This is a genomic window from Halobellus captivus (genome assembly GCF_003697845.1).
Lineage (GTDB): Archaea > Halobacteriota > Halobacteria > Halobacteriales > Haloferacaceae > Halorubrum > Halorubrum glutamatedens.
On sequence record NZ_RDQE01000001.1, the window covers coordinates 325,658 to 338,279 of the forward strand.

Genomic DNA, 12,622 nt, shown 5'->3' on the forward strand with positions numbered 1-12,622 from the left:
TTCAGTAGAGGCTCCGAAGCTCCTCCGTGATGTCCGCTTTCAGCTCCTCGACGTACTCCTCGTAGTCCTCCTGGACGCCGATCCGGTTGATCCGCGGGACGGACTCGACGTCGATGATCTCCTCGACGGGGACGCCGGCCTCCAGCGCGTCGAACGCCTCGTCGTTGAACGTCTCGATCGTCGTCAGCATGAGGTACGTCTTCTCCGGCGGACAGTAGGTGTCCACCGGGTGGAACGCGTTCTGCTGGAGGTACGCCTCACGCAGGTAGCGGGCGACCTCGAGGGTGAGCTGCTGGTCGTCCGGCAGCGCGTCCTTGCCGACCAGCTGGACGATCTCCTGGAGCTCCGTCTCCTCGTCGAGCACGTCGACGGCCCACTGGCGCTTCTCGGGCCAGTCCTCCTCGACGTTCTCCTGGAACCAGGGGTCGAGCTGGTTCTTGTACAGCGAGTACGACTCGTTCCAGTTGATCGACGGGAAGTGCCGCCGTTCGGCAAGGTCCGCGTCGAGCGCCCAGAACGTCTTCACGATCCGCAGCGTGTTCTGCGTGACCGGCTCCGAGAAGTCGCCGCCGGGCGGGCTCACCGCGCCGATCGCCGAGACGGACCCCTCCGTCCCGTTGACGTTCTCGAAGTAGCCGGCCCGCTCGTAGAACTGCGCCAGGCGGGCGGCGAGGTACGCGGGGTACCCCTCCTCGCCGGGCATCTCCTCCAGCCGCGAGGAGATCTCGCGCATCGCCTCCGCCCACCGCGAGGTGGAGTCGGCCATGAGCGCCACGTCGTATCCCATGTCGCGGTAGTACTCCGCGATCGTGATCCCCGTGTAGATACAGGACTCACGCGCCGCGACGGGCATGTTCGACGTGTTCGCGATGAGCGAGGTCCGGGCCATGAGCGGGTTGCCGTTGGCCGGGTCCTCGAGCTCGGGGAAGTCCTCGATGACCTCCGTCATCTCGTTGCCGCGCTCGCCGCAGCCGACGTAGACGATGATGTCGGCGTCGGCGTACTTCGCGAGCTGGTGCTGGGTGACCGTCTTCCCCGAGCCGAACGGCCCCGGGATGGCGGCCGTCCCGCCCTTCGCGATGGGGAACAGCCCGTCGAGGATGCGCTGGCCGGACACCAGCGGCGTCCGGGGCGTCTTCTTGTTCGCGGAGGGACGGGGCTCGCGCACCGGCCACTCCTGATGCATCGTGACCTCCGTCCCGTCGGAGAGTTCCGCCACCGTCTCGGTGACGTCGAAGGAGCCGGCCTCGATGGCGGCGATCTCCGCGGTCTCGTCCTCCTCGAGGGCGTCCGGGGGCACCATCACCTTGTGGTCGATGGTGACCGTCTCCTCGACGACGCCGACCACGTCGCCGCGGCCGACCTCGTCGCCGACCTCGACGAGCGGCTCGAACTCCCACTCCTTCTCGAGGTCGATGCCTGGCGCGTCGACCCCACGGTCGAGGTAGGGACTTCCCATCTTGCCCTCCAGCACGTCCAGGGGACGCTGAACGCCGTCGTAGATGGCGTCCAGCATTCCCGGACCCAGGTCGACCGACAGCGGCTCGCCCGTGTTCTCGACGGGTTCGCCGGGGCCGACCCCGGAGGTCTCCTCGTACACCTGAACCGTCGTGATGTTGCCCTCGATCTCGATCACTTCCCCCATGAGGCCTTCGTCGCCGACGTAGACGACGTCGTTCATGCGGGCGTCGAGGTCGCGGGCGCTCACGACCGGACCGCTCACGCTCTGGATGACACCGTCACCGGTGGTCTCCGTGGATTCTGCTTTGCTCATGTTAGTCGTCCTCCTCCATCAGGTCGATGCCGATGGCTCGTTTGATCTGGTCGCGGAGCCCGCCGCTTCCGGCGCCGCCTGCGCCGAGCGTCACGAGCACGGGCTCGATGCTCCCCTCGACCCGCTCGCGGGTCCCCCGCGAGAGGTGGTCGAGGTCCGCGTCGTGCATCACGATGATGCCCGTCTTCTCGTCCTCGAGCGTCCGTTCGACGGCGTCGTCGAGCCGCTCGTCCTTCTCGTCGTCCGGCACGTTCTCGAACCTGCGGACGCCGGCGAGCCGGAATCCCGTCGTGAACTCCGGACTGCCGACGACGGCGATCTCCTGGCTCATGTTATCACCAGCTCCGATTCGATGTCGTCGGCTGACAGACCGGCCTCCTTCCCGCGGGCGATGGCACGGATGTTCTCCACCTCGCGCTCCTTCGCGAGGATGTACGAGATGACCGGCGTCACCGACACCGGGTGGACCGTGCCGAGCCTGTCGCCGTACGCCAACAGCGCGGCGTCGGTCGCGTGCTCGAACGCGATCAGGCTGTTCGCCTCCTCGAGTTCGCGCAGCGCCGGACCGAGCTGGTCGGCGTACCCGCTCTCCGCGATGTACTCGACGAGCTCGTCGACGTTCCGGGCGAGCCGCGCGAGCGTGTCGCGGGTGAACAGCTCGCCGCCCTCGATGAAGTACTCCGCGGGGTCGATCTCCGCGCCCGAGCGGGCGAGCCGGAGCGCGTTCGTCGCGTTCCGGAAGTCGACTTCCGCCTTGAGGAACGCCTCGTACTGCCGGATCGGCTCGCCGCCGGGCAGGTTCTCGAGGAGGCGCTCGTAGAAGACGCGGTCGACCGCGTTCTCGAGGGGGACGAGCACGTCCGATTCCTCGTACTCCGCGTACGCTTCGCGGAGCGGGTCGCCGTAGATCGTGTCCTCGAGGGTCTCGACGACGGCGTCGATCGAGTCGGCCTCGAGCAGCCGTCGGATCCGGCGGTCGTCGAACTCGCCGGCCCGGATGAGGTCGGATTCGATCTCCTCCTGGCTCGCGCCGGTGTAGACGCCGCGGATCACGGTCTTCACGTTCCACGCGTCGAACTTCCGGAGGTACCGGGCGATCAGGTCGTACAGCGCACCCTCGCTCCAGTCGAGGATCCCCTCGAACTGCTTCGCGAGGTTCGCGTTCAGCGCGTACTCGATCAGGTCGACGCCGCCGTGGCGGCTCCCCAGGGCGTTGATCTCCGTCTCGTAGCTCGATTCCTCCATGAACCGGGCGATCTCGGCGGGCGTCATCCGGACCAACTTGCGGTACTCCTCGTCCCCGTAGAGCTGGCCGCGGCGGGCGCGAACCCGCGCGACGACGAACTCCGGGTTCGAGCTGCCGGCGGCGCTCATTGGTCGAACAGTCGCTCCGAGACGTGTTTCAACTCGTCGTCCCAGACCGTCTCCAGGACCGAGTCGAACGTGTTGTTCACGCGGACGCGGGAGGTGTCGCTCTCGGCGATAACGCCGCCGAGACAGTCGACCTCGCCGTCGACCTGCGCGTTCCGATCCGCGACGAGCTCCTCGAGGAGGTCGACGTCCTCCGCGCGGGTGTAGACGGCGACGTCCGCGTCGCCGTCGAACTCCGCGAGGCTGGCGTCGAGAGCGGCCTCGGTCAGCTCGCGCCGACGGTCCTCCTCGAGGTCGGCGATCGCCTCCTCGACGCCGTCGTACACGTCCTGGAGGACGTCACGACGTGCGCCGAGCCGCTCCTGTTTGGCCTCGAGCTTGGCCGACGAGAGCGTCTGCTCGCGCTCCTGGTCGATCTGCCGGTCGACCTCGGCGAGCCGCTCCTCGCGGATGCGCTCGGCGTCGGCCTCCGCCTCGGCGACGATCTCCTCCGCCTCGGCCTCGGCTTCCTCGCGGATCTCCTCCGCACGCGCGCGGGCTTCGTCTCGAACGTCCTCAACGACGGTTTCCAAACTCATTGGTGTGAAAGGGAGTGCCGCTTAGACGATGAAGACGACGACGAGCGCGAGAATGACGATCGTCTCGGGAAGGACCGTCAGGATGAGCCCGTTGACGAAGAGGTCGTCGTCCTCGGCCATCGCGCCGACGGCAGCCGAACCGATGCCTCGCTCCGCGTATCCCGCACCGAGAGCGGCGAGCCCGACGGCGAGCGCGGCCGCGGCGCTGGGGTCAGTGAGCGTTCCTCCGGTGGACAGTACGGCGTTCCCGAGTGCGTTGGTAGCTTCAAGCATTGGTAGTAGTTGCGGTTGCTCGTCTCCGAACAGTAGCTAGTTGCCGCCACAGTGGACATAAAGCTTCCCAAAACGACCGACGAGAACCACCGCGAGGGGACTCAGAAGGGCGATAGAACACGCTCTAGGGAACCGAACGAACGGGAAGATACGCCCCGAAACGGCGGACGACTCGACGTCGCCGAACCGGCTACTCCTCGGTGTGTTTCCGGTCGTAGCCGAACGGCGTGTACGCGTCGCCGCCGCCCTCGTAGAAGTTCCCGAAGAACTCCACGTACTCGAGACGTACGGCCTGAATGCCGGCGGACGTGATCCCGAGCGCGAGGACGACGAGGTGGCCGACGACCGCCACGACGATCCCGCCGACTAGCGCGAGGACGCCGACGGCTCCGATCGAGGCCGGATCGAACGCGGTCGTCATCCCCGCGAAGACGAGCTCGTAGTCCGCCGTGTTCTGCACCTCGGCGAGGTAGTCGGCGGAGAAGATGAAGTGGAAGCTCCCGTCCCCACCGTCGTCGATGTACGCGCCGAACGCGAGCAGGTTCACGGCGAGCGCCATCCCGCCCTTCGCGAGCAGCACCGCCATGATCCGAGCGTACGAGATGGCGTTGACGATCGGCGCGAGCACCTCAGCGAGCTCCGGTGGCTCGCCGATCGCGAGCAGGACGACCCCGAGCACGACGGCCGCGATGGCGGCGTACCCGACCGCGACGGGGAACCCGGCGAACGACACCGCCCCGAAGGTGAGGATCGAGAACGACTCGAAGAGGAAGTCCGGCTTCGGACCGGGGACGTGCTGGCTGAAGATCCAGATCCACGCGCCGTTGAGGATCAACAGCCACGAGCCGCCCTCGTACAGCGCGTGTTTCAGGTCGTGTCGCTGGTAGGTGCTCACGAACGAGAGGACGTGTCCCACGTTCAGGTGAACGAGCCCGAACACCACGCTGGCGACGAGGAACGACAGCGCCCAGTCGATGTCCGCGGGCGAGAGGCCCTTCCCGTCGACCGGCCAGTGAACGTCGCCGGGCAGCAGCTGGTAGGCGTGGTAGCCGAAGACGTCGATGCCGAAGTAGATCCCGAACAGGACCGTGAAGCCGCCGGCCCACAGCGCGACGGCGCCGAGTTCGCGGAACGTTCCCTCGTAGTTGCTGTACAGGAAGTAGCCGATCGCGGCGTACAACACCCCGTATCCCACGTCGCCGATCATGAACCCGAACATGAGCGGGAACGTGAGGAAGACCAGAAGCGTCGGGTCGAACTCCGAGTACTTCGGGCGACCGAAGCCCCGGACGAGCACCTCGAACGGACCGGCCGCGCTGCCGTTGTCCTGGACGACCGGCGGGTCGTCGCTCCCGTGGGTCGCGTGGCCGCCGTCGGTGGCCGCCTCGCGGTCGGCGTCGTCAGCGGTGGTCGCCGAGGACGAAGCCGACGTTTCGCCCGCTACGCCGCCCGAGGAGCCGCCGTCGGCGACCGCCTCGACGTGGTGGTCGCCGTCGGGGGTAAAGGAGGCCCGCTCCAGCTCCTCGACCTCGGCGTGGTCGCCGACGGCGTCGGCGATGACCGCCTCGAAGTCCGCGACCGTCGCGGTCGGGATCCATCCCTCCGCGATGAACGCGTTCTCGGTGGTCGCAAAGGAGAGCGGCGCCTGCTTCTTCTGTGCCTCGATGGTGAGCTGCTCCTCGGCACGTAACAGGAACCCCGCGGCCTCCGTTTTCACCTCCTCGAGCTCGGCGTCGACCGCGTCGAGCTCCTCTCCGAGGTCCGCCCGCTCGCCCTCGAGCTCGGCGACGTAGTCGGCCGGGCTCGCGTCCGCGTCGGGCACCTCGAGGAACGCGACGTCGACGCCGACGAGCGCGTCCTGGAGGACGCCCGCCTCGGCGTCGTCAGCGGGAGCGGCGAACGCGGCCGCGACGTTCCCGCCGGAGAAGACCTCGAAGGCGTCGATCCCGTCGGCCGCCTCGAGGGCGTCCTCGATCGCGTCGGGTTTCGCCTCGCCGACGACGACCTCGAGCGAGTCGTACCCGCCGAGGAGGTCGAGCTCGATGCCGAGCTCGGCGAACGGCTCCATCCGATCGATCTCCTCCTGACGGTCGCGTATCTCCCCCCGGAGTTCGTCGCGCCGGTCGTTGAGTTCGTTGACGCGTTCGCGGGTCTCCTCGAGCTCGGCCGTGAGGGCGTCGTCGGCGAGCTTCCCCGGACCGTCGGCGTCCTCGGCGCTGACGTCGAGGATGCTCTCGAGCGAGCGGACCGTGACGAGCCGCTCGTTGACGTCCTCGGCACCCGCCAGCGACGTGCCGGGTTCGAAGCCCTCGTAGCGGTCGTCGTAGTCGGTGACGTGAAGCGAGTGGTGGTCGTACGCCGCCTCGATCACGTCGTCGATGACGCGCTTCGAGCCCGTCACCGACACCTTGCTCATTCGCTCCGGTCTAAGCGCCATTCATTCCCCCGTCGCCTGCCCTTTCACCGCCTCCTCGAACCGTTCGACCGCGTAGTCGACGGCGTCGTCGACCCGCTCGCGGGCGGTCGATTCGAGCGCTTCGCGGTCCTCGCGTCCCTCGGCGAGGATCTCCTCGCGGCGTTCCTCGAGCTCCTCGCGGGCGGACTCCAGCCGAGCCTCGGCCTCGGCCGCCGCCTCCTCCTCGGCCTCGGCGCGGATCTCGTCCGCGCGCGATCTGGCCTCGGCGAGGCGCTCGTCGGCGTCCGATTCCGCCTCCGCGATGATCTCGTCCGCCTCCGTTTCAGCCTCCTTGATCCGGTCGAGCACCTCTGGTCTCGCCATTCTACTGATCGCGTGAACGTCCACGAGCGACGTATAAGGTGTTTGCGGAACCGCTCGGCGAGCCGGCGGAGAACGGCGAGCGCGGTGGAACGGGCGGTCCCGCCTCTCGCCGCCTACATTTAAGTACCAGTCGCCGGACCCTGACGGTATGGCAACGGTGTATGCGGTCGCGTCGGCGAAGGGTGGCGTCGGGAAGACCACCACGACCGCGGCGATAGCGACGGTCCTCGCGGAGTCGGGCGCCGACGTCGTCGCGATCGACGCCGACGTGGGGATGGCGAACCTCGCCGACGCGCTGGGGATGGTCCCCGGCGAGACGACGATCCACGACGTGCTCGCCGGGCGCGCGGAGCCGACCGAGGCCGTCCACGACGGTCCCGCCGGGCTGCGCGTCGTTCCGGGTGACCCCGATCTCGACGCGTACGCGGCCGCCGATCCGACCGAGCTCGCCGGGGTCATCGAGGCGTTCGCGGACGCCGAGTACGTGTTCCTCGACTCGGGGGCGGGGCTCTCACACGACTCGACGCTTCCCGTCGGGCTGGCCGACGAGACGCTTCTCGTCTCCACGCCGGACCGAAGCGCGCTCGGCGACACGGAGAAGACCCGACAGCTCGCCGAACGGATCGGCGGCCACGTCGCCGGCGCGGCGATCACCCGCGTCGGCGGCGACGAGGACGAACCCGAGGGTCTCGCCGAGGGCGACGGAACGGCGGACTCGGAGGACCCGACCGTCGACATCGTCGACGAGATCCTCGCGACGGAAGTGCTCGCGCGGATCCCCGAGGACCCGACGGTCGCCCGCGCGAGCGCGGCCGGAGCGCCCCTGACGACCTTCGACCCGAGTGCGCCGGCGAGTCGCGCGTACCGCGAACTGACTCGAGCACTGACGGGATTCGACGTCGCGGAGCCGGAATCCGATGCGGACTCGGAAACCGATCCGGAGACCGGAGCCGATTCGGATCCGCAGTCGGCGTCGGAGACGGACCCGGTGGAGACGACCGAAGCGGACGAGACGGAGACGGACGAGACGGAGACGGACGAGATTGAGACGACCGAGGAGACCGGAACGAGGGAAGACGCCGACCACGACGCCCCGGACGACGACGTCACCGAGACGGAGACGGTCACCGAGGAATCAGCGGAGGACGACGACGGAAACGAGGACTCGACCGAGCTCATCGGGGAGGCGGAGCCGGATCCCGATGAGGGAATCGGAGGAGATGCGGACGGTGCGGAAGACGACGGGAAGAACGTCGATGCGGAAGACGGAGGAGACGCCGAGGAAGACGTCGACGAGGACCTCGCGGGAAGCGTCCCGTTCCGCGACGACGACACCGGAACGATGGACACCGCGCTCACGGGCGCGAGCGACGACGACCGTGACACGGACGACGACGACGAGCGGGGCGACGACCACGGGGGTGGCGACGAGGACGAAGGAGACGGGAAAGACGACGGAAAGCGCGGGTTCTTCAGCCGACTGCTCGGCCGGTGACGGTCGGTCGAGCGTCCCGGGCTCCGGCTACGCTTCCGACGGGGCTTCCGCGCGGTCGCGGATCAGTTCGCGGATCGTCTCGGGGTCGCTGACGTCCTCGATCTCCGCACAGGAGACGATCGCGGTGCCGTCGACGGACTCCCGGTCCTCGGACTCCTCGGTGAAGTACACCGACCGGGTGTGAGCGACCTCGCCGATGGAGGACATGATCCGCGCGCGCTTCTTCGCGGCCGGCGTGAACGCCGAGTGGCCGGTGAGCAGCCGCATCACGGGGTCGTCGTCGTCCTCGGAGACGGCCTTGAACGGCGCACGGGCGGTCGGATGGACCGTGAAGCCCGCGGTGGTGAGCACGTGGACGACGTGTTCGTCGTCCGGGTCGGCGTCGGGTGCGGAGGGGGTCGGGTCCGCGTCGCGGACGTCGTCGGCCCCCTCCAGTACGTCCACCGGACTGGAGAACGGCTCGTCGAACAGCTCCTCGAGCTGGATCGCCACTTCGATGGAGGCGTTCATCCCGTCCTCGTACTTCGAGACGGTCCGCCGGGAGACGCCGAGTTCGGTCGCGAGTCGGCCGAGTGACCAGCCGCGCTCCTCGCGCTCGTCGGCCAGCAGGTCGCCGTCGAGACTGACGTAGAGGCCGCCTGGGGCCGCGTAGATCAGCGGCGGCATCCCCTCGATGAACAGCTCGTAGGCGGTGTCCGGGTTGATAACCGGAACGCCGTGTCTGAAGTAGACGACGCCGGGCTTCAGCTCCTCGTCGCGGGTCCGGATCCCGATCACCATCGGGGTCGCCTCGAGGTACTCGCCGAGCCGTCGCATCTCCGCGCCGGTCGCCGCGTCGAGCGCGTCGACGTTGCCGAGGATCTTGAGGAGCAACAGGTCCTCGTCGCGCCGGACGGCCACGTCGAAGCTCTTGGGCCGGACCGCACACCGGTCGCTGACGAGGAACCCCGCGTCCTCCAGCATCGCGGTGACGTTCTCGATCAGCGCAGTCCGGGACATACCCGAGACAAGCGGCTCGGAACATATATACGTTGTGTCGGCAGGTTTCGTCGATACCCGCGCCACCTTGCGTTTTTGCGAACCACGGCGGACGATACGGTTATATAGGTGTTCTCGTCGTGCCGGGCGTCGACGATCCGGGGTCGACGTCGGCTCGTCCGCCGGGTTGGAATCGGTCCGTCCACCGAAGGGCGGAAGCCGATCCGTCCGCCGAAGGGTCGAAACCGGCTTGTCCGCCGGCACGAAACCCCGACCATGCCGATCGTCGCCGTCGACGACACCGACTCGCGGGACCGCGGCATGTGCACGACGTACGTCGGAGTCCGGCTCGGAGAGCGGCTCGAGGCGGCCGGCGGGCGGGTGTCTCGACGGCTGCTCGTGCGGCTCAACCCCGCGGTGAAACACAAGACCCGGGGGAACGCCGCGGTGGCGCTCCACGTCGCGGACGTCGACGCCGACGCGGCGCTCCGGATCGCCGGGGAGACGGTTCGGGAGTTCGCGGCCGCCGAGGACCCACGAACCTCGCCGGGCGTCGTGGTGGCGAACACGGGGATCGCCGGCCGCGACGCCGACGCGGGGCTCGCCGACGGCGTGGAGGACCTCGCGAAGCGGATCCCGGACGACGTCGCGACGTTCGCCCGCCGGGCGCTTCGCGAACGGCTGGACCTCGCGGAGGCCGTCGCCCTCGCGGACCGCCACGGCTTCCGCCACGCCGGGTTCGGAGCCGGCGGCGCGGACGGCGACGAGACGCCGGGACGCGGACGGATCGGCGCGCTCGCCGCGGTCGGCGCGTCCGCCGCCCACGACGAGTGGACGTTCGAGCGGATCTCCTACCGGGAGCTGGACCGCTGCGGAACGCCCCGCGACGTCGACGCCGACAGCGTCTTCGAAGCCGCGGACGAGGGATATCCGACCGTCTGGGACACCGTCGACCGCGGAACCGGCGAGGTCGTCTGCGTCCCGAACGCCCCGGGCCCGATCCTCCACGGGATCCGCGGCGACGACGCGGCCGCCTGCCGGCGGGTGGCGGGCGCGATCGACTCCGAGCCGGTCGAGCGCGCCGCAACGTTCGTGACCAATCAGGGGACGGACGCCCACCTCGCCGACGGCTCCCTCGGCGACCTCCGCGACGGGACGGGCTACCGCGTGACCGGCGTCGTCGCGGACGAGCCGGAGACGAAGCGAGGGGGTCACGTCCACCTCGCGGTCGCCGGCGTGGACGACGACGGCGACGAAGACGACGGGGCGGAGGTCGGTCCGGCCCTCCGGGCGGTCGCGTTCGCGCCGACCGGGCGGTTCCGTGATCGCGTGCGCGCGCTCCGCCCGGGCGACCGCGTGACGCTGTGTGGCGAACACGAGGTCCGCGAGGGGACGTCGGGCCCGGAAGCGACCCTGAAACTCGAGAAGTTCGCCGCCCGCGAGCTGGTCCGGACGGAGCCGACCACGCCGACCTGTCCGGAGTGCGACCGGCGGATGTCGTCGGCGGGGAAGGGGCAGGGGTATCGCTGTCGCGACTGCGGAACGACGGCCCCCGGGAAGGTCGAGGAGCCGATCGACCGGGATCTCGAGCCGGGCTGGTACGAGGTCCCCCCGAGCGCCCGGAGACACGTCGCGAAGCCGCTCGTCCGCGGCGGGTTCGACGCGCCGACCCACCCGGAGCGGTAGGGAGTCGAGCGCGACCCGGTCCGCCGTCGGCGCGCCCGGGAGCGGGCCTTCGGCCCGCGACCGGACCGCGAGGGAGTCGACCGCCTCCGGGCGGCCGACGAGGCTGGGGAGGCGTGAGGTGCGGGGCCGTGCGGTGCCACGATCGTGAGAGGGCGGAAGCGGGGAAGTCGCAGCCCGCGCAGCGAAGCGATCGGGAGCGACTTCCGGCAGTACGGCTCGGGGTGGGACTTTGGAGGTGTTTCACGCAGTCATGCCCCCGAACGGGAGGGTTCAGTGAGTACGTTCGCTCACTCCGTCGTGGTCCTCGATCGCTTCTGGTTCATCGAGGCCCTGAACGGAGCGCGCACGTCCGGCACGACCGGTCGTTCGAGCACGCCTCACGCCGACCGTTCGATACGAAACGGACCGGAGAGCACGTCAAGTCGTCCCCTCGAGGACCCCTCTCAGGGGAGTATCACACGGCTCCCGAACGCCATGAGGAGGGCAACGGCCGCGACGAAGACGCCCATGAGACGCGTCACGAGAGGACGCATCCGGCTCGGTTCGATCCGCGTCGTGCCGTCGGGCCCACGCGTCCGCCATCGGGTCATCCGGCGAGGAAACGCGGCCATCGCGAGCGCGAAGACTACGATGAAGAGGGCGATCAGCTGGAAGACCAACTGAAACAGCCGAAATCCTGGAGGGACCATGTCGGGAGATGCGCCACGCGGATCAGGAAAGCGTTATGATGCGATCCATCGATCGCTTCGTTCCGATCGAGTCCTCGAACCCGTGCGACTCGGCGGAGCGATTAAGTCACTCCGCCGTACCCACGGTACCATGTCAGGGATCGTCTTCTACGCGACGGAGGACCACGACGCGGTCGTCGGTTTCTACCGCGAGCGACTGGGAATGGACGTCTGGCTCGACCAGCCGGACTGCACGATACTTCGCCACGGGAACCTCCTCGTCGGGTTCTGTGACCGGGATCGAACCGACGACTGCGGGATCGTGACGTTCGTCTACTCGGACCGTGCGGGAGTCGACGCCGCCCACGACCGCCTCGGCGAGGCCGCGGACGAGGAGCCACACGAGAACGAGAGATACGACATCTACCAGTTCTTCGCGACTGACCCCGACGGCCGGACCGTGGAGTGTCAGGCGTTCCTGAACGAGGACGTGGAGCTGCCCTGATCCGTCCGATTCAGGCGACTTCTCCGCATAACGACCCGTTAATCGTCGAGGTCGCGTTCCTCACGCCACGCCGCCGCGCGCTCCTCGGCCGCGGCGCGCTCGTCGAGGACGACCCGGTCGTACGCGCGGTCGTCGACGGCCTGCTCCATCACGTCGAGGCGCGCGACGAACCGGCCGTCGCCGCGCTCGCGGAGCCGGACCGTGGCGTACCCGTCCGACCGTTCCCACTCCGTGATCGTCGCGTCCTCCCGCTTCAGAGACCAGGCCATACGGGAACTGGGGGTGTCGCGGGGCTAAAACGACGCGATCCCGTCCCGGCGAGCCGGAGATTCAGGCGTCGACGACGCCTTCGGGACCGGCCGAGTACGAGCAGGCGGGACAGACGGCGTACCCGAGGGCGTCGTACGGCACGGACGTCGACGGAACGGTCTCGCCACAGTCGGGACAGCGGAACGTCGAGGGGTCGGTGCCACCGCCGAAGTCGAACGACGTGAAGTGATCGGTCGCCATGGCTC

At 69.0% G+C, this 12,622-nt stretch carries 14 protein-coding genes; 3 read left to right on the plus strand and 11 right to left on the minus strand.

All coding sequences use genetic code 11. The features are described 5' to 3' along the window. Position 1 precedes the first annotated feature (1 nt). The 7 genes from EAO78_RS01695 to ahaH form a co-directional block, all read right to left on the minus strand. On the minus strand, positions 2-1,774 hold the full coding sequence (locus EAO78_RS01695) for an ATP synthase subunit A (RefSeq protein ID WP_122104122.1): 1,773 nt from the start codon (positions 1,772-1,774) through the stop codon (positions 2-4). 1 nt (position 1,775) lies between these two features. Continuing rightward, on the minus strand, positions 1,776-2,105 hold the full coding sequence (locus tag EAO78_RS01700) for a V-type ATP synthase subunit F (RefSeq protein ID WP_122104123.1): 330 nt from the start codon (positions 2,103-2,105) through the stop codon (positions 1,776-1,778). After that, entirely contained in the window at positions 2,102-3,148 is a 1,047-nt protein-coding gene (locus EAO78_RS01705) for a V-type ATP synthase subunit C (RefSeq protein WP_122104124.1), read from the minus strand. Before EAO78_RS01705 ends, EAO78_RS01700 begins: the two co-directional genes overlap by 4 nt. Next, entirely contained in the window at positions 3,145-3,723 is a 579-nt protein-coding gene (locus tag EAO78_RS01710) for a V-type ATP synthase subunit E (protein WP_122104125.1), read from the minus strand. The genes EAO78_RS01705 and EAO78_RS01710 overlap by 4 nt, the downstream gene beginning before the upstream one ends. Positions 3,724-3,744: 21 nt before the next feature. Beyond that, positions 3,745-3,996, minus strand: a complete 252-nt coding sequence (locus EAO78_RS01715) for an ATP synthase subunit K (protein ID WP_066412079.1) — start codon at positions 3,994-3,996, stop codon at positions 3,745-3,747. A gap of 190 nt (positions 3,997-4,186) precedes the next feature. Then, positions 4,187-6,412, minus strand: a complete 2,226-nt coding sequence (locus EAO78_RS01720; RefSeq protein WP_122104126.1) for a V-type ATP synthase subunit I — start codon at positions 6,410-6,412, stop codon at positions 4,187-4,189. A 21-nt stretch (positions 6,413-6,433) separates the two neighbouring features. Next, positions 6,434-6,775, minus strand: a complete 342-nt coding sequence (ahaH, locus tag EAO78_RS01725; RefSeq protein ID WP_122104127.1) for an ATP synthase archaeal subunit H — start codon at positions 6,773-6,775, stop codon at positions 6,434-6,436. A 148-nt stretch (positions 6,776-6,923) separates the two neighbouring features. Here ahaH and EAO78_RS01730 point away from each other — a divergent pair, with 148 nt between their 5' ends. Beyond that, positions 6,924-8,270 (plus strand): nucleotide-binding protein, encoded by a 1,347-nt coding sequence (locus EAO78_RS01730; protein WP_122104128.1) that lies wholly within the window; start codon positions 6,924-6,926, stop codon positions 8,268-8,270. A 27-nt stretch (positions 8,271-8,297) separates the two neighbouring features. Here EAO78_RS01730 and EAO78_RS01735 read toward each other — a convergent pair whose 3' ends face one another. Further along, a complete protein-coding gene (locus EAO78_RS01735; RefSeq protein ID WP_122104129.1) occupies positions 8,298-9,269 on the minus strand; it encodes a transcriptional regulator in 972 nt (323 codons plus the stop codon). Positions 9,270-9,524: 255 nt separating this feature from the next. On the opposite strand from EAO78_RS01735, the gene EAO78_RS01740 reads away from it, so the two are divergent. Next, positions 9,525-10,934 (plus strand): tRNA(Ile)(2)-agmatinylcytidine synthase, encoded by a 1,410-nt coding sequence (locus EAO78_RS01740; RefSeq protein ID WP_122104130.1) that lies wholly within the window; start codon positions 9,525-9,527, stop codon positions 10,932-10,934. 443 nt (positions 10,935-11,377) lie between these two features. Here the strand turns inward: EAO78_RS01740 and EAO78_RS01745 are convergent, their stop codons facing one another. Further along, complete coding sequence (locus EAO78_RS01745; protein WP_122104131.1) at positions 11,378-11,623, minus strand: hypothetical protein; 246 nt, start codon at positions 11,621-11,623, stop codon at positions 11,378-11,380. A gap of 130 nt (positions 11,624-11,753) precedes the next feature. Between EAO78_RS01745 and EAO78_RS01750 the strand changes: the two genes are divergently transcribed. Further along, entirely contained in the window at positions 11,754-12,107 is a 354-nt protein-coding gene (locus tag EAO78_RS01750) for a VOC family protein (RefSeq protein ID WP_122104132.1), read from the plus strand. 38 nt (positions 12,108-12,145) lie between these two features. Here the strand turns inward: EAO78_RS01750 and EAO78_RS01755 are convergent, their stop codons facing one another. Together EAO78_RS01755 and EAO78_RS01760 are read right to left on the minus strand one after the other, a co-directional pair. Next, positions 12,146-12,376 carry a DUF7543 family protein gene (locus EAO78_RS01755; RefSeq protein WP_122104133.1) on the minus strand — a complete coding sequence of 77 codons (231 nt, stop codon included), beginning with the start codon at positions 12,374-12,376 and terminating at the stop codon, positions 12,146-12,148. Positions 12,377-12,437: 61 nt separating this feature from the next. Next, positions 12,438-12,617 carry a hypothetical protein gene (locus tag EAO78_RS01760; RefSeq protein ID WP_122104134.1) on the minus strand — a complete coding sequence of 60 codons (180 nt, stop codon included), beginning with the start codon at positions 12,615-12,617 and terminating at the stop codon, positions 12,438-12,440. Positions 12,618-12,622 lie beyond the last annotated feature (5 nt).

Bases quoted from the DNA above. Each gene is read 5' to 3' on its own strand.
- EAO78_RS01730 (WP_122104128.1), top strand. From the start codon at position 6,924: ATGGCAACGGTGTATGCGGTCGCGTCGGCGAAGGGTGGCGTCGGGAAG.
- ahaH (WP_122104127.1), bottom strand. From the start codon at position 6,775: ATGGCGAGACCAGAGGTGCTCGACCGGATCAAGGAGGCTGAAACGGAG.
- EAO78_RS01720 (WP_122104126.1), bottom strand. From the start codon at position 6,412: ATGAGCAAGGTGTCGGTGACGGGCTCGAAGCGCGTCATCGACGACGTG.
- EAO78_RS01755 (WP_122104133.1), bottom strand. From the start codon at position 12,376: ATGGCCTGGTCTCTGAAGCGGGAGGACGCGACGATCACGGAGTGGGAA.
- EAO78_RS01760 (WP_122104134.1), bottom strand. From the start codon at position 12,617: ATGGCGACCGATCACTTCACGTCGTTCGACTTCGGCGGTGGCACCGAC.
- EAO78_RS01700 (WP_122104123.1), bottom strand. From the start codon at position 2,105: ATGAGCCAGGAGATCGCCGTCGTCGGCAGTCCGGAGTTCACGACGGGA.
- EAO78_RS01705 (WP_122104124.1), bottom strand. From the start codon at position 3,148: ATGAGCGCCGCCGGCAGCTCGAACCCGGAGTTCGTCGTCGCGCGGGTT.
- EAO78_RS01745 (WP_122104131.1), bottom strand. From the start codon at position 11,623: ATGGTCCCTCCAGGATTTCGGCTGTTTCAGTTGGTCTTCCAGCTGATC.
- EAO78_RS01715 (WP_066412079.1), bottom strand. From the start codon at position 3,996: ATGCTTGAAGCTACCAACGCACTCGGGAACGCCGTACTGTCCACCGGA.
- EAO78_RS01695 (WP_122104122.1), bottom strand. From the start codon at position 1,774: ATGAGCAAAGCAGAATCCACGGAGACCACCGGTGACGGTGTCATCCAG.
- EAO78_RS01740 (WP_122104130.1), top strand. From the start codon at position 9,525: ATGCCGATCGTCGCCGTCGACGACACCGACTCGCGGGACCGCGGCATG.
- EAO78_RS01735 (WP_122104129.1), bottom strand. From the start codon at position 9,269: ATGTCCCGGACTGCGCTGATCGAGAACGTCACCGCGATGCTGGAGGAC.
- EAO78_RS01710 (WP_122104125.1), bottom strand. From the start codon at position 3,723: ATGAGTTTGGAAACCGTCGTTGAGGACGTTCGAGACGAAGCCCGCGCG.
- EAO78_RS01750 (WP_122104132.1), top strand. From the start codon at position 11,754: ATGTCAGGGATCGTCTTCTACGCGACGGAGGACCACGACGCGGTCGTC.